Origin of the sequence: Pseudomonas lurida (assembly GCF_013522705.1) — a bacterium.
GTDB classification, from domain to species: Bacteria; Pseudomonadota; Gammaproteobacteria; order Pseudomonadales; family Pseudomonadaceae; genus Aquipseudomonas; species Aquipseudomonas quebecensis.
The window spans coordinates 34,541-57,038 of record NZ_JAAMRE010000030.1 but is presented as its reverse complement, the minus strand read 5'-3'; the positions used below and the strand labels follow the sequence as shown (position 1 = coordinate 57,038).

Here is a 22,498-nt window from a genome sequence, read left to right as displayed (position 1 = left end):
ATCAGTTCTCCAGAACGTCGAGCAGGCCGAGGGGCAGCGGCACATCCATGGCTTTATCGAACAGCAGGTACAGCCCGATGGCCATCAAGGTGACGATCACGATGCTGGGCACCCAGCGACCGCCGTACAGGCGCGCCATGGGGATGCCGATCAGCATGCTGCTGAGGATGAAGCCCAATGGTTCGAAGGTGGCGGCGAACACAATCAGCAGCGCCACGCAGAAACCGATCTTGACCAGGGTTTCGCGATCCAGCGCCGGTTCTTCTTCGGTGTGCTTGGTTGGTTGCGGGCGGAACAGCATGTAGATCAGCGCCAGGCTCATCAGCCCGAGCATCAGCAACGGGTAGGCGCGAGGCCCTACGGGTTCGTAGGAAAACGACGCCTGATACGGCCAGGCCATCAGCGCCAGGCCGGCGCAGGCCAGCAGCAGCGCGGCGGCGAATATGCGTTGTAAGAGCATGGTGAACTCCTGGGCCATGCCTGGGGTTTGCCAGGCATGGCCGCGCGACAGAGGGGCGTTTACTGAATCAGGCCGAACTCTTTGGCCAGCACTTTGTAGTCAGCCACCTGTTTCTTCACATAGGTGTCCAGCTCCGGGCCGGTCATGGCGAACGGGAACAGCTCGCGCTGGTCACGCAGCTTGGCGAACTCTTCGGACGCCAGCAGTTTGTCGAAGGCGTCTTTCCACCAGGCGTAATCGGCATCGCTGACTTTAGGCCCGAGGTAGAAGCCGCGCACCACTGGCCACACGATGTCGTAGCCTTGCTCCTTGGCGGTTGGGATGTCTTTCATTTCCGGCTCGTCCAGGCGCTGCTCGGAGAACACCGCCAGCAGGCGCATGTCGCCGCTGAGGATGTGGGGCATGGAGTCGGAGATGTCGGTACTGCCCACCTGAATGTGGCCACCGAGCAGCGCGGTGGCGATTTCACCGCCGCCTTCAAGGGCCACATAGCGCAGCTCGCGCGGGTTGATCCCGGCGGCCTTGGCGATCAGGGCGGTTTGCATCCAGTCCTGGCTGCCGACGGTGCCGCCGGAACCGATTACAACGCTGCCTGGATCTTTCTTCAGGGCTTGAACCAGGTCGTCGAGGGTCTTGTAGGGCGAATCGCTTTTCACTGCGATGGCCCCGTAGCTGGTGCCAACCGCGGCCAGCCAACGCACGGCGCTTTCGTCGAAACGCCCGAACTTGCCCTGGGCCAGGTTCAGCAGCGAGCCGCTGGACCAGGCCACCAGGGTGCCGGCATCCGCCGGGCGCTGGGCGACCACGGCGTTGTAGGCCACCGCGCCAACGCCGCCGGGCATGTAGGTCACGCGCATGGGTTTGGTCAGCAGTTTCTCGTTGACCAGTGCGCTTTGCGCCAGTTTGCAGGTCAGGTCGAAACCGCCGCCGGGGGAGGCGGGGGCGATACATTCCGGACGCTTGGGCTCGTCGGCGGCCAGCAGTTGGCCGGCGAACAGCATGCAGCCGGCGGCGAGGGCCAATTTACGCAATGAAAGAGTCATGGGTATCTCCGTCTTTTTGTTATGAGGTTCTACTACCAGGCACTGCTTATCAGCGTGCGGCGCCTTTGCGGTCCAGCAGGCGCACTTCATCCGCATCAGCGGCCGTGCCGCGGTCTTCGAGGACGACGGTTTGGCTGAACGACGAAATAACGCCGGCGAGGGCGGCGTGGTTCAAGCGAGGAAAGCGAACAGGCGGGCGGTTCTGGCGCTGTGTCGACAGCATGGTTGTGCACTCCGTTATTGTTCTTATTGTGACGAAAACGCATCGAGGCGTTTTGCGGGCGCTGCGGCTTGGGCAACTGGGTGGGCAAGGCTCACCATGAGCTGGATGCTAATGGGCGAAGCTTTCACTAACCTTTCAGCAGTCTTTCAATGTTTCCGGGCTTCACAGGGCATCGGGCGCCTGTAAACTCCCCGCCAAAGCGTGGCGTCGACCACCCCCTGAACGAGGCAGAAAACCATGCGTGTCCTTCTGGTTGAAGACCATTTGCAACTTGCCGACAGTGTGGCCCAGGCGCTCAAGAGCACGGGTCTGACGGTCGACGTGCTGCATGACGGCGTGGCCGCCGACCTGGCCTTGAGCAGCGAGGATTACGCGGTCGCGATCCTGGATGTGGGGCTGCCGCGCATGGATGGTTTCGAGGTGCTCGCACGCTTGCGGGCCCGTGGGAAAAACCTGCCGGTGTTGATGCTGACCGCGCGCAGCGACGTGAAGGACCGCGTGCATGGCCTCAACCTGGGCGCCGACGACTACTTGGCCAAACCCTTTGAGCTGACGGAGCTGGAGGCGCGGGTCAAGGCCCTGTTGCGCCGCAGCGTGCTGGGCGGCGAGCGTCAGCAGGCCTGCGGCGTACTGGTGTATGACCTGGATACCCGGCGCTTCACGCTGGGCGGCGAACTGCTGACGTTGACCTCCCGCGAGCAGGCGGTGCTCGAAGCGCTGATCGCGCGCCCGGGCCGGGTGATGAGCAAGGAGCAACTGGCTTCGCAGGTCTTTGGCCTGGACGAGGAGGCCAGCCCCGATGCAATCGAAATCTATGTGCATCGCCTGCGCAAGAAGCTCGATGGCCAACCCATCGCCATTGTGACTTTCCGCGGCCTCGGCTACCTCTTGGAAGCTCGCGATGCATAAGCCCAGCAGCCTGCGCTGGCGCCTGGTGTGGAACCTGGCCCTGTTGCTCGTGTTGTTGATGCTGGCCAGCGGCATGAGTGCCTACTGGAACGGCCGCGAAGCCGCCGATACCGCTTACGACCGCACGTTGCTCGCGTCGGCGCGCACCATCGCCGCAGGCCTGACCCAGGTGGACGGCACCCTCAGCGCCAATGTGCCCTATGTGGCCCTGGACACGTTCGCCTACGACAGTGCCGGGCGCATTTATTACCAGGTCAACGACATTGATCGCAAGCTGATCTCCGGCTACGAGAACCTGCCCGGTCCGCCTCCCGGCACGCCGCGCACCGATGATTACCCGGCGCTGGCGCGGTTCTACAACGCCAAGTATCAGGGTCAGGAAGTACGGGTGGTGAGCCTGCTCAAGGCGGTGTCCGAGCCGAACATGAACGGCATGGCGGAAATCCGTGTGGCCGAAACCGACGAAGCCCGCGTCAGCATGGCTCGCAGTTTGATGGCCGATACGCTGCTGCGCCTGGGCATGCTGGCGGTCGGCGCGTTGCTCCTGGTGTGGTTTGCCGTGAGCGCCGCGCTGCGCCCGCTGGAGCGTCTGCGCAAGGCCGTGGAAGAACGCCAGCCCGACGATCTGCGGCCGCTGCCATTGGTGGAAGTGCAGCACGAATTCGGCCCGCTGGTCAGTTCGCTCAACCACTTTACCGAGCGCCTGCGCGGGCAGTTCGAACGCCAGGCACAGTTTATCGCCGATGCGTCACACGAACTGCGCACCCCTTTGGCTGCGCTCAAGGCGCGCCTGGAGTTGGGCCTGCGCGCCGAAGACCCGGCCACCTGGCGCAGCACGTTGGAAACCGCTGCGCAGGGCACTGATCGCCTGACCCATCTGGCTAATCAATTGCTGTCTCTTGCGCGTATCGAGAACGGCGCACGGGCAATTGCAGAAGGCGGCGCGCAGTTGTTGGATCTGAGCCAGTTGGCCCGTGAGTTGGGGATGGCGATGGCGCCCCTGGCCCATGCGCGTGGCGTGGCGCTGGCATTGGAAGCCGATGAGCCGGTGTGGTTGCGCGGCGAGCCAACGCTGTTGAACGAACTGCTGAGCAACCTGGTGGACAACGCCCTGGCGCACACGCCGCCCGGTGGCAATGTAATCCTGCGGGTGACGGCACCGGCGGTACTGGAGGTGGAGGACGACGGCCCGGGGATCCCGCAGGATGAGCGGGAGCGGGTGTTCGAACGCTTCTACCGGCGCAGTCAGCAGGGCATGGGTTCGGGCCTGGGCTTGGCGATTGTCGGGGAAATCTGCCGGGCGCATCTGGCCCAGATCAGCCTGCACGATGGCAAGCGCGCGGGGCTGAAAGTAAGGGTGAGTTTTATCGCCGGTTGATCAGTAGAACATCGAGCGTGCTTCATCGAGCTCCGCGCGCAGGCGGTCGCTGTAGGGGTCGACCTTGAGCTTTTTCATCGCCGGCACTTCGGAAACCACCACGCTCGCCAGCGGGTGATCGGTGCCGCGATAGCAATACAGCACCGCCAACTGCACCAGGTCGATGTAGTCAAGGCGGCTGGAGTCGCGTTCAAGGTTCAGGTATTGGCCAGGCAGTTTCGCCAGCATCTCCGGAAAGTCCCAGCGGCCGAGCAATTTATCACCCAAGGCTGGATGGATAGTGTCGATCAGGTGGTTGAGGCTGACCGGGTCGGACAGCAACTCGTAGTGATCTTCGGCGTAGGTCAGGATCGGCAGCACGCCGATCTGGTGCACCAGACCGCCAAGCGCTGCCTGGTCCGGCTTGAGCTGGCTGTGGCTGCGACACAAGGCGTAACTCACGCCGGCCACTTCCAGGCTGCGGCGCCACACTTCACGCATTTTCTGATCGACCGTTTCAGAGCGGGCATGAAAAATCTGCTCCATCACCAGGCCGATCGCCAGGTTGCTGCTGTAGTTGGTGCCCAGCCGTGTGATGGCGGTGTGCAGGTCGGTGACTTCCTGGGTGGCGCGCAGCAGCGGACTGTTGACCACTTTGATCAAGCGTGCGGACAGGGCGGTATCGCGACCGATCACTTTGCTCAAGTGGCTGATGCTGATTTCCGGGTCCTCGGCGGCCTTGCGAATATTCAGGGCCACTTCCGGTAATGTCGGCAGAACCAGGTCATCGTTTTCGATGGCCGTGACCAAAGCCTGTTGGACTTTTTCCGCCAGCTTGTTCATTCATGTTCTCTAGGGTGTTGCAAGAAAGTACGGCGACTAACGCTGGATCTCTCGATCGCGGTCCAGCGTGTAGGGTAAGTCAAGCAGTTGCAGGCCGGGGCCTTCGAGCGTGCCTAAATGCACATCGCCACTATCGGCAGCTTCGGCTTGCAATACGGCCAGAAGTTCAATCACCGGACCCGCATTGGCCGCGATTACCACCTCACCGATCGAACTGTTATGGCTGGGCGAAAACAGCGGGGTGCCTGGCTCGGGCATTTGCGTCGATTCAAGGCTCAAGCGGTACAGGCGGCGCTTGAGTTTGCCCAGGTACTGCATGCGCGCGACGATTTCCTGGCCGGTGTAGCAGCCTTTCTTGAAACTCACGCCACCGACGGCTTGCAGGTTAAGCATCTGCGGGATGAACAACTCGCGGGTCTGGGGCATGACCTGGCCGATACCGGCACGGATCTGGCCCAGTAGCCACTCGTTCAGATCGGCTTCTTTCAATTGCGCACTCAACTGGCCATGTACCGCGTCGGCCTGTTCCGCCGGCACCCAGAGTTCGCTGCGATCAGGTGACACGCGAATCGCGATCAAGTGTTCGTTGCGGGCAACGCTGTCGGTGTCGGCCGGCAGTTCAAGCCCGAGGCTGGCCAGGGTTGAATCCGCGCTGTACAGGCCCAGGCGTGCCCACGCGGCGCTTTCGTCGGTGAGCTTGGATTTGGAGAACACCGCGTATTTCTTCAGATCGGCCAGTTGCGGTTCCAGCAGCTCGGTGGCCATCGCCAACAGCACACCGTCGCCTTGCAGCAGGATGCGAAAGCTGGACTGCATGCGCCCTTTTTGTGTGCAGCGCGCGCCCAGGCTGGCCTGGGTGTCGCTCAGATAGTTGAGGTTGCAGGTCAATTGGCCCTGCAGGAATTTGGCAGCGTCGGCACCGCGCACGGCAAGAACGCCTTCGTGGGACAGGGGGCAGAAAAAAGCAGAGTCGGCCATGGGTCATCGCAGGTCAAAAAGTCTTGGGTGCATCATAGAGGGGCGCCCGGCAAATGGATAGTTTCCGTGGGCGCACGACCAAAGCCGACTGTTGCGCTGCCGTCGGGCCTGTATACTTGCGCTCTATTTGAGGAGCGCTCCATGGTCGAAGATGTAGAACTCAATCGCCTCTATTGGCACAGCCGTCGCGGCATGCTTGAGCTGGACGTGTTGCTGGTGCCATTCGTCAAAGAGGTTTATTCCACGCTCAATGAGGTGGATCGCAAGGTGTATGTGCGACTGCTGGAATGCGAGGACCAGGATATGTTCGGCTGGTTCATGGAGCGCGCCGAGTCGGACGATCCGGAACTGCAGCGCATGGTTCGGATGATCCTGGACCGTGTCCAGCCCAAGTAACCGTTTCGAATGCCGCTGGCAGCCTTCGCGCAGGCTGCTGGTGGCGTATTTGCTTGCCCAGGTGTTCGCGCTGGGTGCCTTGTCGGCAGTGGATGTGCCATTTTCAAGCCTTTGCATGCTGCTGTGCCTTGCGCATGCGGGTTGGGTGCTGCCCAGACATATTCTGTTAACCCATCCTTCATCGGTCTGCGGCCTGCGCCGAGATGAAGAGGGTTGGCAGTTGTTCAGTGAACAGCGTGGCTGGCACGCCGTGCAGTTGCGCCCCGACAGCCTGGCACTGCCACCGATCGTGGTGCTGCGCTATCGCGTGCGCGGGCAATGGTGGTCGCGTTCGATCTGCGTGCCGAGGGATTCGCAGGCCACCGATACGCATCGGCGCCTGCGGGTACGCCTGAAGTTCAGCCGCCGTAGGTGGTTGGCACCAGGATAGTGTCGCGGGCCTCCGGCAGCATCTGCGGGTAGTCGAGGGTGTAATGCAGGCCTCGGCTTTCCTTTCGCTCCATGGCGCAGCGGATCATCAGCTCGGCGACCTGGGCCAGGTTGCGCAGCTCGATCAGGTCGCGGCTGACCTTATAGTTGCTGTAGAACTCGTCGATTTCATCGAGCAGCAAGCGCACTCGGTGCTGCGCGCGCTGCAGGCGCTTATTGGTGCGCACGATCCCCACATAGTCCCACATGAAACGCCGCAACTCGTCCCAGTTGTGGGCAATGATCACGTCTTCATCCGAGTCGGTGACCTGGCTGGCGTCCCAGCGGGGCAGGGCGGCCGGCACCGGGATTCGCGGCAATTGCTCGAGTATGTCCGCCGCCGCCGAACGCGCGTAGACGAAGCATTCAAGCAGCGAGTTGCTGGCCATGCGATTGGCGCCATGCAGGCCGGTGAAGCTGGTCTCGCCAATCGCATACAGGCCCGGCACGTCGGTGCGGCCATGCTGGTCGACCATTACGCCGCCGCAGGTGTAGTGCGCGGCAGGCACTACCGGGATCGGGCCTTGGGTGATGTCGATATTGAAGGTCAGGCAGCGTTCGTAGACGGTGGGGAAGTGGGTCTTGATGAATGCTTCAGGCTTGTGGCTGATGTCCAGATACACACAGTCGATGCCCAGGCGCTTCATTTCATGGTCGATGGCGCGTGCGACGATATCGCGCGGTGCCAGTTCGGCGCGCGGGTCGAAACGCTGCATGAAGCGTTCGCCGTTCGGCAGTTTCAAGTGTGCGCCTTCGCCACGCAGGGCTTCGGTGATCAGAAAGCTTTTGGCCTGCGGGTGATACAGGCAGGTGGGGTGAAACTGGTTGAATTCCAGGTTGGCCACCCGGCAGCCCGAGCGCCAGGCCATGGCGATGCCGTCGCCGCAGGCGCCGTCGGGGTTGCTGGTATAGAGGTAGACCTTGGCTGCGCCACCCGAGGCGAGGATGGTGAAGCGCGCGCCATAGGTGTCGACCTCGCCGCTGCCGCGGTTGAGCACGTAGGCGCCAAGGCAGCGTTCGCCGTCCAGGCCCAGGCGCTTTTCGGTGATCAGGTCGACCGCGACGCGCTGCTCCAGCAGTTCGATGTTCGGGCGCTGTCGAGCCTGGTCGAGCAGGGTCTTGAAAATGGCTGCGCCGGTTGCATCGGCGGCGTGGATGATGCGCCGGTGGCTATGGCCGCCTTCACGTGTCAGGTGGAACTCGAAGCCGCCGTCGTCGGCGCGTGCGTGCTCGTCACGGGTAAAGGGAACGCCCTGGTCGATCAGCCATTGGATCGCTTCGCGGCTGTGCTCGACGGTGAAGCGCACCGCGTCCTCGTCGCACAGGCCGCCGCCGGCGTTGAGGGTGTCTTCGACGTGGGACTGCACAGTGTCGGCGTCATCCAGAACCGCCGCCACGCCGCCTTGGGCCCAGAATGTCGAGCCGTTGGCCAGGTCGCCTTTGCTCAGCACCGCGATGCGCAGATGGCTGGGCAGGGTCAGGGCAAGGCTCAATCCGGCTGCGCCGCTGCCAATCACCAGAACATCGTGTTGAAACTGTTGGCTCATTTATAGGATTCCGCAAAAAGCGATCCGCAAGGGTGGCGCTGACAGAACGCCGGGATCGGCGAATCAAAGGGTCACACGGCCCACTAGTATATAGAGGGGGGGACCGGCACAATAGCCAGGCATGCGTGGCAATATGAGATTACGGTGCGTGGCTTGGGTATAATCAGCCGGTTATCGAATCGGGAACTTTTTGCATGGCTCCCGACTCAATAGCAGGTTGCCCGAAAGCTGGGAAAACGTTGAGTTTATTGGCCCGTCGGGAGCATTGGACGCGTCAGAAAACCGACGACAAGATTATTCGCGCAGCCGGCGTTACCCGCGCTGCGTTTTTCGTGTGTGCCAAATCAGTGCATGCCGGAAACTTGCTTGGAGGGGGAGAACTTTTGCGAAAAGACCGAGTCTATGTTTGCAAGCCTGATCGTTTAGTTATGCAAGCCTCCTTCAAGTACTACGAGGAGTGTTCATGCTAACCCAGGAAGAGGATCAGCAGCTGGTTGAGCGCGTACAACGCGGCGACAAGCGAGCATTTGATCTGCTAGTGCTGAAATACCAGCACAAAATTCTCGGGTTGATCGTGCGGTTTGTGCACGACACCCATGAAGCGCAGGACGTTGCACAGGAAGCTTTTATCAAGGCTTACCGTGCACTCGGCAATTTTCGCGGTGACAGTGCGTTTTATACGTGGCTGTACCGAATCGCCATTAACACGGCGAAAAACTATCTGGTGTCTCGCGGCCGCCGCCCACCGGATAGCGATGTAAGTTCAGAAGATGCTGAGTTTTATGATGGTGATCACGGCCTCAAAGATCTCGAGTCGCCGGAGCGTGCATTGCTGCGCGACGAGATCGAAGGAACCGTTCATCGCACAATTCAGCAACTGCCGGAAGATTTGCGTACCGCATTAACTTTACGTGAATTCGATGGTCTGAGTTACGAAGACATTGCGAGCGTCATGCAATGTCCGGTGGGGACTGTAAGGTCACGGATTTTCCGGGCCCGGGAAGCCATCGACAAAGCCTTGCAACCGTTGTTGCAGGAAAACTAAAGACAGCGGCGACAGCCAAGAGAGGAACCGCCATGAGTCGTGATGCCCTGCAGGAATCGCTGTCCGCAGTGATGGATAACGAAGCGGATGAACTGGAACTTCGTCGAGTGCTCAACGCATTTGATGATGCCGAAACCCGTGATACCTGGTCTCGTTACCAAGTCGCTCGGGCGGTGATGCACAAGGATCTTCTAATCCCTCGTCTGGATATTGCTGCGGCTGTTTCTGCCGCGCTGGCTGATGAAGCCGTTCCGGCTAAAGCTGCTCGTGGTCCTTGGCGTAGCCTGGGTCGCCTTGCAGTGGCAGCCTCGGTGACTGTTGCCGTGCTGGCGGGTGTTCGCCTGTACAACCAGGACGAAATTGCCGGTGCCGAATTGGCCCAGCAGACCCAGCAGCCGGTTATGGCTGGCCCGCAGGTCAAAGGTCCGGCCGTACTTGCCGGCTACAAGGAAAGCTCCGACACGACCGGCCCGATGGCTAACGGCGTGCTCCAGGGGCAATCCGGCTGGCAGGATCAGCGTCTTCCAGGTTACCTGCGCCAACACGCTCAGGAATCGGCCTTGAAAGGCACTGAAAGTGCTCTGCCATACGCTCGCGCTGCAAGCCTGGAAAACCGTTGAACCGATAAGGAGCTTTATGCGCGCCATACCGCTCCTTACGCTGTTGATCAGTGGTTGGTTTGTACTCCCCGCCCATGCCGATGAAGCGCAGGACTGGCTTAATCGACTTGGGCGTGCAGAGCAGACCCAAAGTTTTGAAGGTACGTTCGTCTATGAACGTAATGGCAGTTTTTCCACCCATGACATCTGGCATCGTGTCCAGAACGGTCAAGTCAGAGAGCGCCTTTTGCAGCTCGATGGCTCTGCCCAGGAAGTCGTGCGAGAGGATGGCCGTACCCAATGCGTAAGCGGCACTTTAGTGCCCGGGCTTGGGAATTCCCGCGATGCACCTTCGCGCGCGCTTGATCCGCAAAAACTCAATCAATTTTATGAACTGGCCGTCATCGGAAAATCCCGTGTGGCTGGTCGTAATGCCGTGATTGTGTCCGTTACGCCGCGTGATCAATACCGGTATGGGTTCGAGTTGCATCTGGATCGCGAAACCGCACTCGCGCTCAAATCCCTGCTGCTTAACGACCAAGGGCAACTGCTGGAGCGATTCCAGTTCACGCGCTTGAACACCTCGGTCCAGCCGGATGATCGCAACTTGCAGCCGAGTAAGGACTGCACGCCCATTGCCCTGGCTAATAGCAGTGCGCCTGAGGTGCAGCCCACCCACATATGGCGTTTGGATTGGTTGCCGCCGGGGTTTCAGCTCACCCGCACTAGTGCGCGAAAGGATGTCCACACCAAAGCCATCGTCGACAGCATGATGTATGACGACGGCCTGGCACGGTTCTCGGTGTTTCTGGAGCTGATCAGCGATGGCAGTGTCACGGAAGCTCGAACGCAGCTGGGCCCGACCGTCGCAGTGTCCCGGCGTCTGAATACCGTCGATGGCGAAATGATGGTGACGGTGGTAGGAGAAATCCCCATAGGCACTGCCGAACGCATCGCGTTATCGGTGCGCGGTGAAAAAAAGGCATCCGCCAAACCTGCACCGTGAGTTGTTAATCCTATGTTCATCTTGACCTTTCAACTTACGTCCATGCCCGCCTGGCTGCCGAGAGCATGAAATGTCTGGATCAGGATTTTCACTTGCAAAAACCTTCCATGTTTTTTATAGGTCAGGGCTTGTCGGCTCTGGCCTTGTTTTGTTCGCGGAACAAAGACGTCGGTCGCGGTTTTCCGGCGTTTATTGAACCCTGTCGCTCAACCCTGCTCGTCGTAACGGGAGCTGTATGTCGATACCACGTTTGAAATCCTATCTATCCATAATCGCCACGGTGTTGGTGCTGGGTCAGGCGGTGCCTGTGCAAGCGGCCGATCTGCCTGACTTCACCCAACTGGTTGAGCAGGCCTCGCCAGCCGTAGTGAACATCAGTACCACGCAGAAGCTGCCGGATCGCAAAGTGTCGAACCAGCAGATGCCGGATCTCGAAGGCCTGCCGCCCATGTTGCGTGAGTTTTTCGAGCGTGGCATGCCACAACCCCGGGCGCCACGGGGTGGCGGTGGTGGCGGTCAGCGTGAAGCGCAATCGCTGGGTTCGGGCTTCATCATTTCCCCGGATGGTTACATTCTCACCAATAATCACGTGATTGCCGATGCGGACGAGATCCTCGTGCGCCTGGCTGATCGCAGCGAACTCAAAGCCAAGTTGATAGGCACCGATCCGCGCTCCGATGTGGCGTTGTTAAAGATCGATGGCAAGGATCTGCCGGTGCTGAAACTGGGCAAGTCCCAAGACCTGAAAGCCGGTCAGTGGGTGGTCGCCATCGGTTCGCCTTTTGGCTTTGACCATACGGTAACGCAAGGTATCGTCAGCGCCATTGGTCGTAGCCTGCCCAATGAAAACTACGTGCCGTTCATCCAGACTGACGTCCCGATCAACCCGGGTAATTCCGGTGGGCCGCTGTTCAATCTGGCGGGTGAAGTCGTAGGGATCAACTCGCAGATCTATACCCGTTCCGGTGGCTTCATGGGCGTGTCGTTTGCCATTCCGATCGACGTGGCCATGGATGTTTCCAATCAGCTCAAAAGCGGTGGCAAGGTCAGTCGTGGCTGGTTGGGCGTGGTAATCCAGGAAGTGAACAAGGACCTGGCTGAATCCTTCGGGCTCGACAAACCGGCGGGCGCACTGGTTGCGCAGATTCAGGACAATGGTCCGGCCGCCAAGGGTGGCCTGCAGGTCGGTGACGTGATCCTGAGCATGAATGGCCAGCCGATCATCATGTCGGCCGACCTGCCGCATCTGGTCGGTGCATTGAAGGCGGGCAGTAAAGCCAAGCTCGAAGTGATCCGTGATGGAAAGCGTCAGAATGTGGAGCTGACCGTCGGCGCCATTCCTGAAGAAGGCGCCACCCTGGATGCGCTGGGTAATACCAAGCCGGGCGCCGAGCGCAGCAGCAATCGCCTGGGCATTGCGGTGGCCGAGCTGACTGACGAGCAGAAGAAGAGCTTCGACCTCAAGAGCGGTGTGGTAATCAAGGAAGTGCAGGATGGGCCTGCCGCGTTGATCGGTCTGCAACCGGGTGATGTGATTACGCACCTGAACAACCAGGCGATCGACACGACCAAGCAGTTCACTGACATTGCCAAAGCGCTGCCGAAGAATCGTTCTGTGTCGATGCGTGTACTGCGTCAAGGCCGTGCCAGCTTCATTACGTTCAAACTGGCCGAGTAACGCGCCAGCTCAATAAAAAGCCCCGCTTTCCTTTAGAGAGAGCGGGGCTTTTTTGTGGGCGATGGATTCAGCTCATCATCCCTTTGACCAGTCGTTCCTGTTCGATCAACTCACGCTGGCGCGCATCGATCCGCGACGACAGCGGGAAGTTGTTGCCGGCACGGCGCTTGGCAAAGTCCAATTGTTGGATAGCCTGCTGGAAGTCGCCTACCAGCGCGAAGTATTCGGCGCGGGCCTGGTGCAGGCCGATGATGTTGCCGGACAAACCGCGCGTCTCGGCGACCTGATACCACACGTCCGGATCATCCGGGCGGGATTTGAGCAGCGCATCCAGGGCCTTTTCCGCATCGGCGGTGCGATTCTGCTTGAGCAGCAGGTCGACCCGGACCTGATTCAGCGGGTAGTTACTGGGGTATTGGGTGAGCATCTTGTCGGTGCGTTGCTGGGCATCGGGCAGGCGGTTGTTGATGATGTCCAGCTCGATCTGCGCCAGGTTGTAGGTGATATCGTTGGGAGCCTTAGCCAGCAGCGGCGCCAGGTTTTCCCGTGCTTCCTTGAGTTTCGTGCCTTTGATCTGAGCAATGGCGAGGCCGTAGCGCGCCACATCGTTCTTTGGATTTTCGTCGAGCTGTGCCTGGAAGCGTTTCGCAGCCAGGCCTGGGGTGTCTTCGTATTTCAACTGCACCCGTGCGCGAATCAACTGGTAGCGCAGGCTGTCTTCCTTGCCGCCGGGCTTGGCTTGTTCGGCGCGGTTGCGGGTGTCGGCGATCCGGGACTCGGTTACCGGGTGAGTCAACAGGAATTCCGGTGGCTTGGCGTCGAAGCGGTATTGGCGCATCAAGCGCTCGAACATGGTTGGCATCGAGCGTGGGTCGTAACCGGCTTTTTCCAGATTGACGATGCCGATGCGGTCGGCCTCTTGTTCATTCTGCCGGGAAAAACGACGCTGCTCCTGGATCGCTGCGGCCTGAGTGCCGGCAATCGCTGCAATGCCAGCGTCGCCCGCGCCTGCTGCGGCAGCGATGATGCCGCCGAGCAGTGCGGCCATCATCGGTACCTGCATGCGCTGTTGTGCTTCAACGCCTCGTGCGAAGTGGCGCTGGGATAAGTGAGCCAGCTCGTGAGCCAGCACCGAGGCGTATTCGCCTTCGGTCTGGGCATTGAGGAACAGTCCGCCGTTGACCCCGACAATCCCGCCCGGTGCGGCAAAGGCGTTCAATTGCGGGCTGTTGATCAGGATGAATTCCAGGCGCCGGTCGTTGACCTGGCTGGTCTCCACCAGCTTGTAGACGCTGGTTTCAACATAATCCTTGAGTTGGGGGTCGTTGAGCTGCGAGACCTGGCCCCGCAGGTACGCCAGCCAGGCACGACCCAGTTGGTATTCCTGTTGCGGCGAGACAATGGCAGAACTGGCGTCGCCCAGCGACGGCAAGTCATCGGCGAAGCCGGGAGAGGCCAGCAGACAGGCCAGCGTCAGCAGGGAAGGGCGCAAAAAATTCATGCACGAGGCCTTTCGACAAAGAGCTTACTGTAGCCGGACACTGAGCTTCGGACCAGATATTCTAAGCGCCCCGAATGCTTGTCCCGGAGTAAGACATGACCGACCCCATCGCCTTCGACGCCGAGCTTGATGCCAGCGGCCTCAATTGCCCGTTGCCCTTGCTCAAGGCCAAGCTGGAGCTCAATCGATTGGCCAGCGGTGCGGTGCTCAAGGTGATCGCCACCGATGCAGGCTCGCAGCGCGACTTCCGTACCTTCGCCAAACTGGCCGGGCACACCTTGTTGCGCGAAGAAGATGCCTGCGGTGTGTACCGGTATTGGTTGCGCAAGGCCTGATCTGTCTGGCCCGCTGCCGCTGCAGGCGAGAGCAGGCCCTCGCCTGCCGATGCCGGTTCAGGCCTTGTTCAAGGCCTGGGCGGCGGCCAGCACCGCATCCACATGCCCCGGCACTTTCACGCCGCGCCATTCCTGGCGCAGCACACCGTCTTTATCGATCAGGAACGTGCTGCGGTCCACGCCCAGGTATTCCTTGCCATACAGCTTCTTCAACTTGATCACGTCAAACAGCTGGCAGACCGCTTCGTCCTTGTCGCTGAGCAGCTCAAAGGGGAATGCTTGCTTGGCTTTGAAGTTTTCGTGGGACTTCACGCTGTCGCGCGACACGCCGAACACTTCGGTGTCGGCAGCCTGGAACGCTGCGTGCTGGTCGCGGAAGCCCTGGCCCTGGGTGGTGCAGCCCGGCGTGCTGTCCTTGGGGTAAAAGTAGAGCACCACCTGCTTGCCCTTGAGGGCGGCCAGGCTGAACGTCCGGCCGCTGGTGGCCTGGGCTTCGAAGTCGGGTACGGGTTGGTCGATGACTACCGCCATGGGTACATCCTTACATTGGGTTCTGTGGTCGCCACGGTTCGATCAGGGCGTCGAGGTTCAGCGCATCGGCGAAATCCAGGAACTGGTCGCGCAGCCAACTGATCTGCACGCCGGCCGGCAACGTCACGGTGAATGTGGCGTTGAGCATGGTGCCGCCGGTCTGCGGCGCCTGGTAGGTGTCGCACGTCAGGTTCTCCAGCTCGACGTTATGGTCGATGAAGAACTGGCACAGCTCATTGACGATGTCCGAACGGTAGGCCGAGCTGACATAAGCTACGTAAGGCAGGGCCTGGGGACGGTTCTCCAGGGCCGCACTGCGTACCACGTTAACGGTGAAGTCATGCTTCTTGGCCAGGCCCGGCAGGCCGGTCTCCAGGCGCGCCAGGGCGTCCCAGGTCCCGGAAATCTGCAGCACCAGGGCGCTGCACTCGCCATGGCGGGTCAGGCGAGAGGTTACGACGGCGCAGCGGTTCTCATGGCTGGCGCGGCACAGGACGTTGGTCAGCTCCATGGGGTTGGCGCCGAGGGCACTGATAACAAGGAATTGTTCGCGAACTGTGGGGGTGGACATGCAGCCTTCCTAAAGCGATGAGCGGTCGATACCGAGAGGGCCGTATCGATCAAAGGATCAAGGGTAGCGAAAAGCGTCGCCAAGGGCTAGGAGGTGGCGATTTCATTGCGTCATCGGCCCGATTCCAGCGGTCCTCGAATCGCCCTTTGGCCCGATGATGGCATCGATCGCCGTTTAGTTGCGTCAGAACGCATCCTCACGCGGTACTTCGCTTGTGCAAGCATCTTGGCGCCAGTACCATTACGGCTCTCTTTTTCCGGCAGGAGCGGTTGCATGATTGCGGGCAGTATGGTGGCACTGGTCACACCCATGGATGCACAAGGTCATCTCGACTGGGACAGCCTGGGCAAACTGGTGGACTTCCACCTGCAAGAAGGCACCAATGCCATTGTTGCGGTCGGCACCACGGGTGAATCGGCCACACTCGATGTGGAAGAACATATCCAGGTCATCGAGTTCGTGGTCAAGCGCGTGGCCGGGCGTATCGCGGTCATCGCCGGCACGGGCGCCAATTCGACGCGTGAAGCGATCGAACTGACCAAAAACGCCAAGAAAGCCGGTGCAGATGCCTGCCTGCTGGTGACCCCGTACTACAACAAGCCGACCCAGGAAGGCCTTTACCAGCACTTCCGCACCATTGCCGAAGCCGTCGACATTCCGCAGATCCTCTATAACGTGCCGGGCCGTACCGCCTGCGACATGAAGGCCGAGACCGTAATCCGCCTGTCCACCGTGCCGAACATCGTCGGCATCAAGGAAGCCACCGGCGACCTGCAGCGCGCCAAGGACATCCTGGCCAGCGTGAGCGCCGACTTCCTGGTGTATTCCGGTGACGACGCCACTGCCGTCGAGCTGATCCTGCTGGGCGGCAAGGGCAATATCTCCGTGACCGCCAACGTGGCCCCCCGTGCCATGAGCGACATGTGCGCCGCCGCTCTCGCCGGCGATGCCGCCAAAGCCCGTGCGATCCACGAGAAGCTGATGCCGCTCAACAAGACACTGTTTATCGAATCCAACCCTATTCCCGTGAAATGGGCGCTGTTCGAGATGGGCATGATGCCGGACGGTATCCGTCTGCCGCTCACCCGTCTCAGCGAAGCCTGTCACGAACCGCTGCGACAGGCCCTGCGCCAGTCCGGCGTCCTGGTTTAATTGAGGAAGCACTACGCATGAAGCGATTGGCCGGACTTTCCGCACTTGCCTTGATTATCTCCAGCACCAGCGGCTGCGGTTGGATCTGGGGCCCGGAAGGCTACTTCCGTGACCGCGGCAGCGATTATCTGGAAGCACAAGCAACCAAACCGATGCAATTGCCGCCGGACGTCAATGTCGCCAAGCGCCTTGACCCATTGCTGCCGATTCCACGCAACGTCGCCGATGACACCACCAAGGGTGAGTACGTGGTGCCACGTCCACAGCCGATCGCGGCCGTGGCCGATGCCAGCGACTACAGCCTGCAGAAAAGCGGCGACTCGCGCTGGATCGTTGCTCAACGCCCACCTGCCGAAGTCTGGCCGGTGGCGGTGCAGTTCTTCCAGGACAACGGTTTCCGCATTGACGAACAACGTCCGCAGACCGGTGAATTCACCACTGCGTGGCAGCAGGGCAATGAATTGTCCGCCAGCATGGCCAAGCGCCTGCAAGCCGGTGGCGTCGCCGCCGATAGCGAAACGCGTGTGCGCGTGCGGATCGAACCCGGCGTACAGCGCAATACCAGTGAAGTCTATGTGGTGAGCGCCGAGCGCCCTGCCGGCAGCACGTCCAACGTCGAGTTCACCAATCGCTCGGTCAATACCGGTGTCGACTCTGCACTGGTCGATGAAATGCTGGCCAGCATGAGCCGGATCTCCGAGAAGGGCGGTTCGGTCTCGCTGCTCGCTGCCCGCGATTACGACACCCCAAGCCGCGTCAGCCTCACCGAGGACGGCAGCGGCAACGTGGTGCTGAACCTGGGTGAAGACCTGGATCGCGCCTGGGCCAGCGTCGGCCGTGCCTTGGAGCAAGGCCCATGGCGCGTTGAAGACATCAACCGCAGCCTGGGTCTTTACTACATCAACGTCGCCGAAAAGGCCGAGCGTAAGGATGACGAGCCTGGTTTCTTCGGCAAGTTGTTTGGCAGCACACCGACCAAGGAAGAAGTCGAGACCCGCGCCGAGCGTTATCAGGTCCGTTTGAGCAAGGTTGGCGAAACCGTGCAAGTCACGGTCGAGAAGAACATCAACACCGTAGCGCCGGCTGAAACAGCGCGCAAAGTGTTGGGCGTGATTCAGGACAACCTGGGCTGATCCGATGCGTTTTGCCGTTCTCGGCAGCGGTAGCCAAGGGAACGGCACGCTGGTCGCCCATGACGACACGTATGTGCTGGTCGATTGTGGTTTCTCGCTGCGGGAAACCGAGCGACGCCTGCTGCGCCTGGGGGTTCACCCCACGCAGCTGAGCGCGATTCTGGTGACCCACGAACATGCCGACCACGTGCATGGCGTGGGTTTGCTGTCTCGGCGCTACAATCTTCCGGTGTACTTGAGTCGCGGTACCTTGCGCGGGATGCGCAAACCCATTGAACCCGCAGGTTTCCTGGCCGGTGGCGAGACGTTGCAGGTCGGTGCCTTGAGCATCGACGTGATTGCCGTCGCGCACGACGCTCAGGAACCGACGCAGTATGTCTTCAGCGATGGGGAGCGGCGTTTCGGCGTGCTCACCGACCTGGGTTCCTACTGTGCCAAGGTGCTGGACGGTTACCGCAACCTCGATGCCTTGATGATCGAGTCCAACCACTGTCGAGACCTGCTGGCGCGTGGTCACTACCCGTATTTTCTCAAGCAGCGGGTGGGCGGCGAACGGGGGCATTTGAACAACCACCAGGCGGCGTACCTGGTGTATGAGTTGGGCTGGCAAGACCTGCAACATCTGGTCCTGGCCCACCTGAGCAGCAAGAACAACCTGCCGACGCTTGCCCGGCAATGTTTTGTCGACACCCTCGGGTGCGACCCGGACTGGCTGCAACTGGCCGATCAAGATTCAGGGCTCGACTGGCGACATATCGCCTAGCCCACCTCACTCAAAGCGGAGCCCATCATGGAAAAACGTGAAGAACTCTACCGCGGCAAAGCCAAGTCGGTGTACAAGACCGACGACGCCAACCGCCTGATCCTGCTGTTTCGCAACGACACCTCGGCGTTCGACGGCAAGCGCATCGAGCAACTTGATCGCAAGGGCATGGTGAACAACAAGTTCAATGCCTTCATCATGCAGAAGCTCGAAGCGGCCGGTATTCCGACCCAATTCGACAAGCTGCTGGGCGACAACGAATGCCTGGTGAAGAAACTGGACATGATCCCGGTCGAGTGCGTCGTGCGTAACTACGCCGCCGGCAGCCTGGTCAAGCGCCTGGGTGTGGAGGAGGGCCTCAAGCTAAACCCTTACACCTTCGAACTGTTCCTGAAAGACGATGCCAAGGGCGACCCGTTCATCAACGAGTCCCACGTTGTGGCTTTCGGCTGGGGCACCGCCGAGCAATTGGCGCGCATGAAGGAATTGTCCCTCAAGGTCAACGACGTGCTGAGCAAGCTGTTCGACGACGCCGGCCTGCTGTTGGTGGACTTCAAACTGGAATTCGGCGTATTCCATGACGGCTCCATCGTCCTGGGTGACGAGTTCAGCCCGGACGGCTGCCGCCTGTGGGACAAGGACACCAAGAAGAAGATGGACAAGGACCGCTTCCGTCAGGGCCTCGGTGATGTCATCGAAGCCTACGAAGAAGTCGCCAACCGTCTGGGCGTACCGCTTTAATCGACGCAAGCATCTGATAGCACGGAAAAAAATCTCGCAAGAGCTTTGCTTCCACGAAACAGGCTGTTATGATGCGCGCCGTTGGAGAGATGCCAGAGTGGCCGAATGGGACGGATTCGAAATCCGTTGTACCTTCACCGGTACCTAGGGTTCGAATCCCTATCTCTCCGCCATTATTGAACAAGACGAAGCCCCCGTAATCATTGAAGATTACGGGGGCTTTTTCGTTTCCGTTGTTCTTATTAGGGCATTTTTAGGGCAAAGTGCTCGCCTTTGAGGCTCTAATCAATCGCTCTAAGCCGTTCAGTGCCCTCACAGTGCTCTGGTGTCTCTTATTCAGCAATCGCCAGCTAGAGGCGTGCCACCTTCCCTTCAGGCACGTACGGTGAGCAATCCACAGATGATTGAGTATCCGATCTGAGCGTCGTCAAAAGGCGTCCGAGCTGAATAGCAGGCGTCGACTGGACAGAATGATGGCGAATCAGTAGCTTTCAGTAATATGGGTGCTATGGTCTTACAGCCATTTCTTAATCGGGTCCTGGCATTCTCAAAGGTGTCGTCATAGCGGCACGCTTGCTAGCGGTCGACCTTTTCAATATTGATGGAGCTCCACACTTGTCAGATCAGCTTAGGAGAGCAAATGTTACTGACACGGTTAAGATGAGCTTGCTTTGCGAAGTTCAAGGACTTTGCCCGCTCTGCAGGCGAGCGCTCATGGTTAAGAAAGGATCAAAACGTGTGCGGGTTTTCGACGTCGCACATATCTATCCGCTAAATGCCACCGAACATGAAAAACATATACTAATCGCTGAAGAAGTGCTTTCAGATGATATCGATTGTGAAGAAAATTTTATTGCGCTGTGTAAAGAGTGTCATAAAATTTATGATACTAAGAAGACAGTACAGGAATACAGGCAACTGGTTGAGATAAAAAAGACAATCAACAAGATTAAAGCGCTTTCACAAACTTGGGACAGACAAACTCTTCACAAGGATATAGCGGTTGTAGCCAGGGACTTGGAAGCCCTTAGTGAGTTGGATATTAAAAATACAACTCTGTCATTTGCTGCCTTAAAGCTATCTCAGAAGAAAGATGAAACCCTAGGCATCATGAATGAAATTAAGATTGGGCAGTATATCCTGAGTTTTTTTACTCCGATTAGGGAGTCCTTGAGAAAGCTAGAGTTAGAGGAAAAGGCTAAGTCTTTGTTCATCTGTTCTCAGGTTAAGAGTTATTACACGCTTTTGTTAATGCAGGGTTTTGATCAAAGTCAAATATTTGAAGAGATGTGTGTATGGTTTATGACTAATACTGGGATTAAGGAGCGATCGAAATCTGAGGTGTTAGTTTCTTATTTTATTCAGAACTGTGAGATTTTTTCTGATGATACTGCCTAATAAAGTAATATCATTAGAGGATAGTTGTCTCCCTAAGGCAGCTAAGTTGCTGGGGGTTTTGAAGGGTGTTGATACTGTTCAAGCGGTGTATCTGAATAATAAGGATATATTTTTCGATGTGTCGGAGTTTATAGATGCTCTCGACTTGCTGTTTGTTTTAAAAAAAATAAACGTAAATTTTACCTCTGGGGTCATTCAGCTTGCTTAAATCTATTACATGCGAGAAATTGATCCAGTCCTCTATTCATTTCAAGTTAGGGCTGAATGCAGTTGTGGGTGCGGATGATGCGCATAACTCAATCGGTAAGTCATCAATTTTGATGTTGATTGACTTTGCATTTGGTGGGAGCGACTTTCCGACAAAATGCGATGATGTAATTAAAAATGTTGGCCATTTAGAATTGGTAATGGAGTTTCAATTCGATAAAAGCTATCTATTTATTCGAAATACTGAGACGCCTGAATCAGTCTATTGCTTTGAGCAAGGGCGTATGCTCACTCTTCGAGAGTTTACTAGCTTCCTTAAAGATAACTATCTTACCAGTGCAAGCGAAATTTCATTCCGTGATTGTGTTAGCGGTTTCTTTCGGATTTATCAAAGAAATAACTACAACCACAAACGTCCCTTGGACCTAACCGTGCGGGAAAAATGGGAGGTTGTCAGAAAGCGTATTCTCAAAATGTTCAATATGTACTGGCTAATTTCTCAGCTGGAGCAGGAGCGTGCCGGAGCTCAGAAATCGCTAAAGGATATTAATGGTACATTTAACTCTGGTGCAGTAAAGAAAATCACAAAAGCGCAGGTAGCTAAAAACGATTCAGTAATTAGTCAGCTTTTCTCTGAGGTTGAGAAGATTAAGCAGACACTGAAGAGAAATGTTACGGATATACGTTCTATAATCAATGAGCAAAGTCTGGAGTTGAAGCTTCAAAAAGATGCCTTGGTAGAGTATAAGCTTGATCTTCTGACGCAGTTGAGCAGAGTGGAGTCAAACTTAGGTAATGCGAAGATTGTAAATAGTAAAGATTTTCAATCGGTACTGACTTTTTTTCCTGAAGTCGATTCTAAGAAGCTATTAGAGGTAGAATCCTTTCATTCAGGTATTACAAATATTCTGAAGGAGCAGCTGAAAGCAGAACAAACTGTTCTAATAGAAGCTTTGGGCGCTGCCCAAGCCGATATAGCCAAAGTTGATTCCTCACTCTTAAATCTCCTTGATTCCCGAGAGGATTCGGTTCATCTGTTAGAGCGCTTAATAGATCTTGATCGTCAGCAAAATTCTCTGATTCAGCAAAATCGATACTGGACAATGAGCGCCGAGGCAAAAAATGAAATCAAGAGATTGAAGGCTGATATTGACTCGGCGCTTGAGAGTTCAGTTGCAGAGATAGAACTCGGACTTAATGCGGGAATCGAAGAAGAAATAACTAAAATTTACAGCAATAAAGCTATTTCACCGGTGCTTACACTAGGTGAGAAAGATTATAAATTTGATCATGGCGATGATCGGGGAACCGGGAAAGGTTTTGCTAACATGATCGCTCTAGATCTGACGTTCCTCCGGTTAACTGTTCTTCCAGTAATTATTCATGATAGTCTGTTATTCAAAAATATGGATACACCTGCGATAGAGCATTTGGTGGAGATCTACAGCTCTTTTAGTAAGCAGGTTTTTATCTCGATTGATGAAGTTAGCAAGTATCAGGCGAGCGTGCAGAAAATAATTACTGAAGCAATGTTTCTTAAGCTTGATAAAGATCGTATGGCATTCAATGTTAAGTGGAAGAACGCGAAGTGATAGCCGCTCTTCATAATGTTTA

Annotated in this window: 25 protein-coding genes and 1 tRNA gene; 17 read left to right on the top strand and 9 right to left on the bottom strand. The window is 57.9% G+C overall.

Annotation, left to right across the window (positions count from 1 at the left end):
* Position 1: 1 nt before the first annotated feature.
* The 3 genes from G7025_RS21570 to G7025_RS21560 are packed head-to-tail and all read right to left on the bottom strand — an operon-like array spanning position 2 to position 1,726.
* A complete protein-coding gene (locus tag G7025_RS21570) occupies positions 2 to 460 on the bottom strand; it encodes a tripartite tricarboxylate transporter TctB family protein (RefSeq protein ID WP_181081112.1) in 459 nt (152 codons plus the stop codon).
* 59 nt (positions 461 to 519) lie between these two features.
* Positions 520 to 1,509 (bottom strand): Bug family tripartite tricarboxylate transporter substrate binding protein, encoded by a 990-nt coding sequence (locus G7025_RS21565; protein ID WP_181081147.1) that lies wholly within the window; start codon positions 1,507 to 1,509, stop codon positions 520 to 522.
* A gap of 43 nt (positions 1,510 to 1,552) precedes the next feature.
* On the bottom strand, positions 1,553 to 1,726 hold the full coding sequence (locus G7025_RS21560; protein WP_181081111.1) for a hypothetical protein: 174 nt from the start codon (positions 1,724 to 1,726) through the stop codon (positions 1,553 to 1,555).
* Positions 1,727 to 1,963: 237 nt separating this feature from the next.
* On the opposite strand from G7025_RS21560, the gene G7025_RS21555 reads away from it, so the two are divergent.
* Positions 1,964 to 2,635: a response regulator gene (locus G7025_RS21555; protein WP_181081110.1), complete on the top strand. Its 672-nt coding sequence runs from the start codon at positions 1,964 to 1,966 to the stop codon at positions 2,633 to 2,635.
* Positions 2,628 to 4,013 (top strand): sensor histidine kinase, encoded by a 1,386-nt coding sequence (locus tag G7025_RS21550; protein ID WP_181081109.1) that lies wholly within the window; start codon positions 2,628 to 2,630, stop codon positions 4,011 to 4,013. The genes G7025_RS21555 and G7025_RS21550 overlap by 8 nt, the downstream gene beginning before the upstream one ends.
* Here G7025_RS21550 and G7025_RS21545 read toward each other — a convergent pair whose 3' ends face one another.
* Entirely contained in the window at positions 4,014 to 4,835 is an 822-nt protein-coding gene (locus tag G7025_RS21545; protein ID WP_181081108.1) for an HDOD domain-containing protein, read from the bottom strand.
* A gap of 36 nt (positions 4,836 to 4,871) precedes the next feature.
* Positions 4,872 to 5,813 (bottom strand): CAF17-like 4Fe-4S cluster assembly/insertion protein YgfZ, encoded by a 942-nt coding sequence (ygfZ, locus tag G7025_RS21540; protein ID WP_181081107.1) that lies wholly within the window; start codon positions 5,811 to 5,813, stop codon positions 4,872 to 4,874.
* A 141-nt stretch (positions 5,814 to 5,954) separates the two neighbouring features.
* Between ygfZ and G7025_RS21535 the strand changes: the two genes are divergently transcribed.
* Positions 5,955 to 6,209: an FAD assembly factor SdhE gene (locus G7025_RS21535; protein ID WP_034096390.1), complete on the top strand. Its 255-nt coding sequence runs from the start codon at positions 5,955 to 5,957 to the stop codon at positions 6,207 to 6,209.
* Positions 6,193 to 6,639: a protein YgfX gene (locus tag G7025_RS21530; RefSeq protein ID WP_181081106.1), complete on the top strand. Its 447-nt coding sequence runs from the start codon at positions 6,193 to 6,195 to the stop codon at positions 6,637 to 6,639. Before G7025_RS21535 ends, G7025_RS21530 begins: the two co-directional genes overlap by 17 nt.
* Here G7025_RS21530 and nadB read toward each other — a convergent pair.
* Positions 6,608 to 8,224 (bottom strand): L-aspartate oxidase, encoded by a 1,617-nt coding sequence (gene nadB, locus G7025_RS21525; protein ID WP_181081105.1) that lies wholly within the window; start codon positions 8,222 to 8,224, stop codon positions 6,608 to 6,610. The genes G7025_RS21530 and nadB overlap by 32 nt on opposite strands.
* Before the next feature lie 463 nt (positions 8,225 to 8,687).
* On the opposite strand from nadB, the gene rpoE reads away from it, so the two are divergent.
* The 4 genes from rpoE (at position 8,688) to G7025_RS21505 (ending at position 12,552) form a co-directional block, all read left to right on the top strand.
* Positions 8,688 to 9,269 (top strand): RNA polymerase sigma factor RpoE, encoded by a 582-nt coding sequence (gene rpoE / locus G7025_RS21520; RefSeq protein ID WP_003172477.1) that lies wholly within the window; start codon positions 8,688 to 8,690, stop codon positions 9,267 to 9,269.
* Between the two features lie 32 nt (positions 9,270 to 9,301).
* Entirely contained in the window at positions 9,302 to 9,889 is a 588-nt protein-coding gene (locus G7025_RS21515) for a sigma-E factor negative regulatory protein (protein ID WP_003172479.1), read from the top strand.
* Positions 9,890 to 9,905: 16 nt separating this feature from the next.
* Positions 9,906 to 10,874 (top strand): MucB/RseB C-terminal domain-containing protein, encoded by a 969-nt coding sequence (locus G7025_RS21510; RefSeq protein WP_181081104.1) that lies wholly within the window; start codon positions 9,906 to 9,908, stop codon positions 10,872 to 10,874.
* A 235-nt stretch (positions 10,875 to 11,109) separates the two neighbouring features.
* Positions 11,110 to 12,552, top strand: a complete 1,443-nt coding sequence (locus G7025_RS21505; RefSeq protein WP_181081103.1) for a DegQ family serine endoprotease — start codon at positions 11,110 to 11,112, stop codon at positions 12,550 to 12,552.
* A gap of 67 nt (positions 12,553 to 12,619) precedes the next feature.
* Here the strand turns inward: G7025_RS21505 and G7025_RS21500 are convergent, their stop codons facing one another.
* Positions 12,620 to 14,053, bottom strand: coding sequence for a M48 family metalloprotease (locus tag G7025_RS21500; protein WP_181081102.1), 1,434 nt, complete (start codon positions 14,051 to 14,053; stop codon positions 12,620 to 12,622).
* 95 nt (positions 14,054 to 14,148) lie between these two features.
* On the opposite strand from G7025_RS21500, the gene G7025_RS21495 reads away from it, so the two are divergent.
* On the top strand, positions 14,149 to 14,388 hold the full coding sequence (locus G7025_RS21495) for a sulfurtransferase TusA family protein (protein WP_181081101.1): 240 nt from the start codon (positions 14,149 to 14,151) through the stop codon (positions 14,386 to 14,388).
* Between the two features lie 57 nt (positions 14,389 to 14,445).
* Here G7025_RS21495 and G7025_RS21490 read toward each other — a convergent pair whose 3' ends face one another.
* Both G7025_RS21490 and G7025_RS21485 read right to left on the bottom strand, forming a co-directional pair.
* Positions 14,446 to 14,919, bottom strand: a complete 474-nt coding sequence (locus G7025_RS21490; protein ID WP_181081100.1) for a peroxiredoxin — start codon at positions 14,917 to 14,919, stop codon at positions 14,446 to 14,448.
* 10 nt (positions 14,920 to 14,929) lie between these two features.
* Positions 14,930 to 15,490, bottom strand: coding sequence for a glycine cleavage system protein R (locus G7025_RS21485; RefSeq protein WP_003172487.1), 561 nt, complete (start codon positions 15,488 to 15,490; stop codon positions 14,930 to 14,932).
* 273 nt (positions 15,491 to 15,763) lie between these two features.
* Between G7025_RS21485 and dapA the strand changes: the two genes are divergently transcribed.
* The 8 genes from dapA to G7025_RS21450 all read left to right on the top strand — a co-directional run bounded on the left by dapA (position 15,764) and on the right by G7025_RS21450 (position 22,476).
* Entirely contained in the window at positions 15,764 to 16,642 is an 879-nt protein-coding gene (gene dapA, locus G7025_RS21480) for a 4-hydroxy-tetrahydrodipicolinate synthase (protein ID WP_181081099.1), read from the top strand.
* Between the two features lie 17 nt (positions 16,643 to 16,659).
* The gene (bamC, locus tag G7025_RS21475) at positions 16,660 to 17,775 is read left to right on the top strand and encodes an outer membrane protein assembly factor BamC (RefSeq protein ID WP_181081098.1); all 1,116 of its coding nucleotides are present in this window, start codon (positions 16,660 to 16,662) and stop codon (positions 17,773 to 17,775) included.
* 4 nt (positions 17,776 to 17,779) lie between these two features.
* The gene (locus G7025_RS21470) at positions 17,780 to 18,538 is read left to right on the top strand and encodes an MBL fold metallo-hydrolase (RefSeq protein ID WP_181081097.1); all 759 of its coding nucleotides are present in this window, start codon (positions 17,780 to 17,782) and stop codon (positions 18,536 to 18,538) included.
* Between the two features lie 27 nt (positions 18,539 to 18,565).
* Positions 18,566 to 19,279, top strand: coding sequence for a phosphoribosylaminoimidazolesuccinocarboxamide synthase (gene purC / locus G7025_RS21465; RefSeq protein ID WP_010212191.1), 714 nt, complete (start codon positions 18,566 to 18,568; stop codon positions 19,277 to 19,279).
* A gap of 83 nt (positions 19,280 to 19,362) precedes the next feature.
* Positions 19,363 to 19,452 (top strand) — tRNA-Ser (locus G7025_RS21460).
* A gap of 442 nt (positions 19,453 to 19,894) precedes the next feature.
* Complete coding sequence (locus tag G7025_RS21455; RefSeq protein ID WP_181081096.1) at positions 19,895 to 20,677, top strand: ABC-three component system protein; 783 nt, start codon at positions 19,895 to 19,897, stop codon at positions 20,675 to 20,677.
* The gene (locus tag G7025_RS27190) at positions 20,664 to 20,885 is read left to right on the top strand and encodes an ABC-three component system middle component 7 (protein WP_375139346.1); all 222 of its coding nucleotides are present in this window, start codon (positions 20,664 to 20,666) and stop codon (positions 20,883 to 20,885) included. Before G7025_RS21455 ends, G7025_RS27190 begins: the two co-directional genes overlap by 14 nt.
* Positions 20,878 to 22,476, top strand: coding sequence for a DUF2326 domain-containing protein (locus tag G7025_RS21450; RefSeq protein ID WP_181081095.1), 1,599 nt, complete (start codon positions 20,878 to 20,880; stop codon positions 22,474 to 22,476). Before G7025_RS27190 ends, G7025_RS21450 begins: the two co-directional genes overlap by 8 nt.
* Positions 22,477 to 22,498 lie beyond the last annotated feature (22 nt).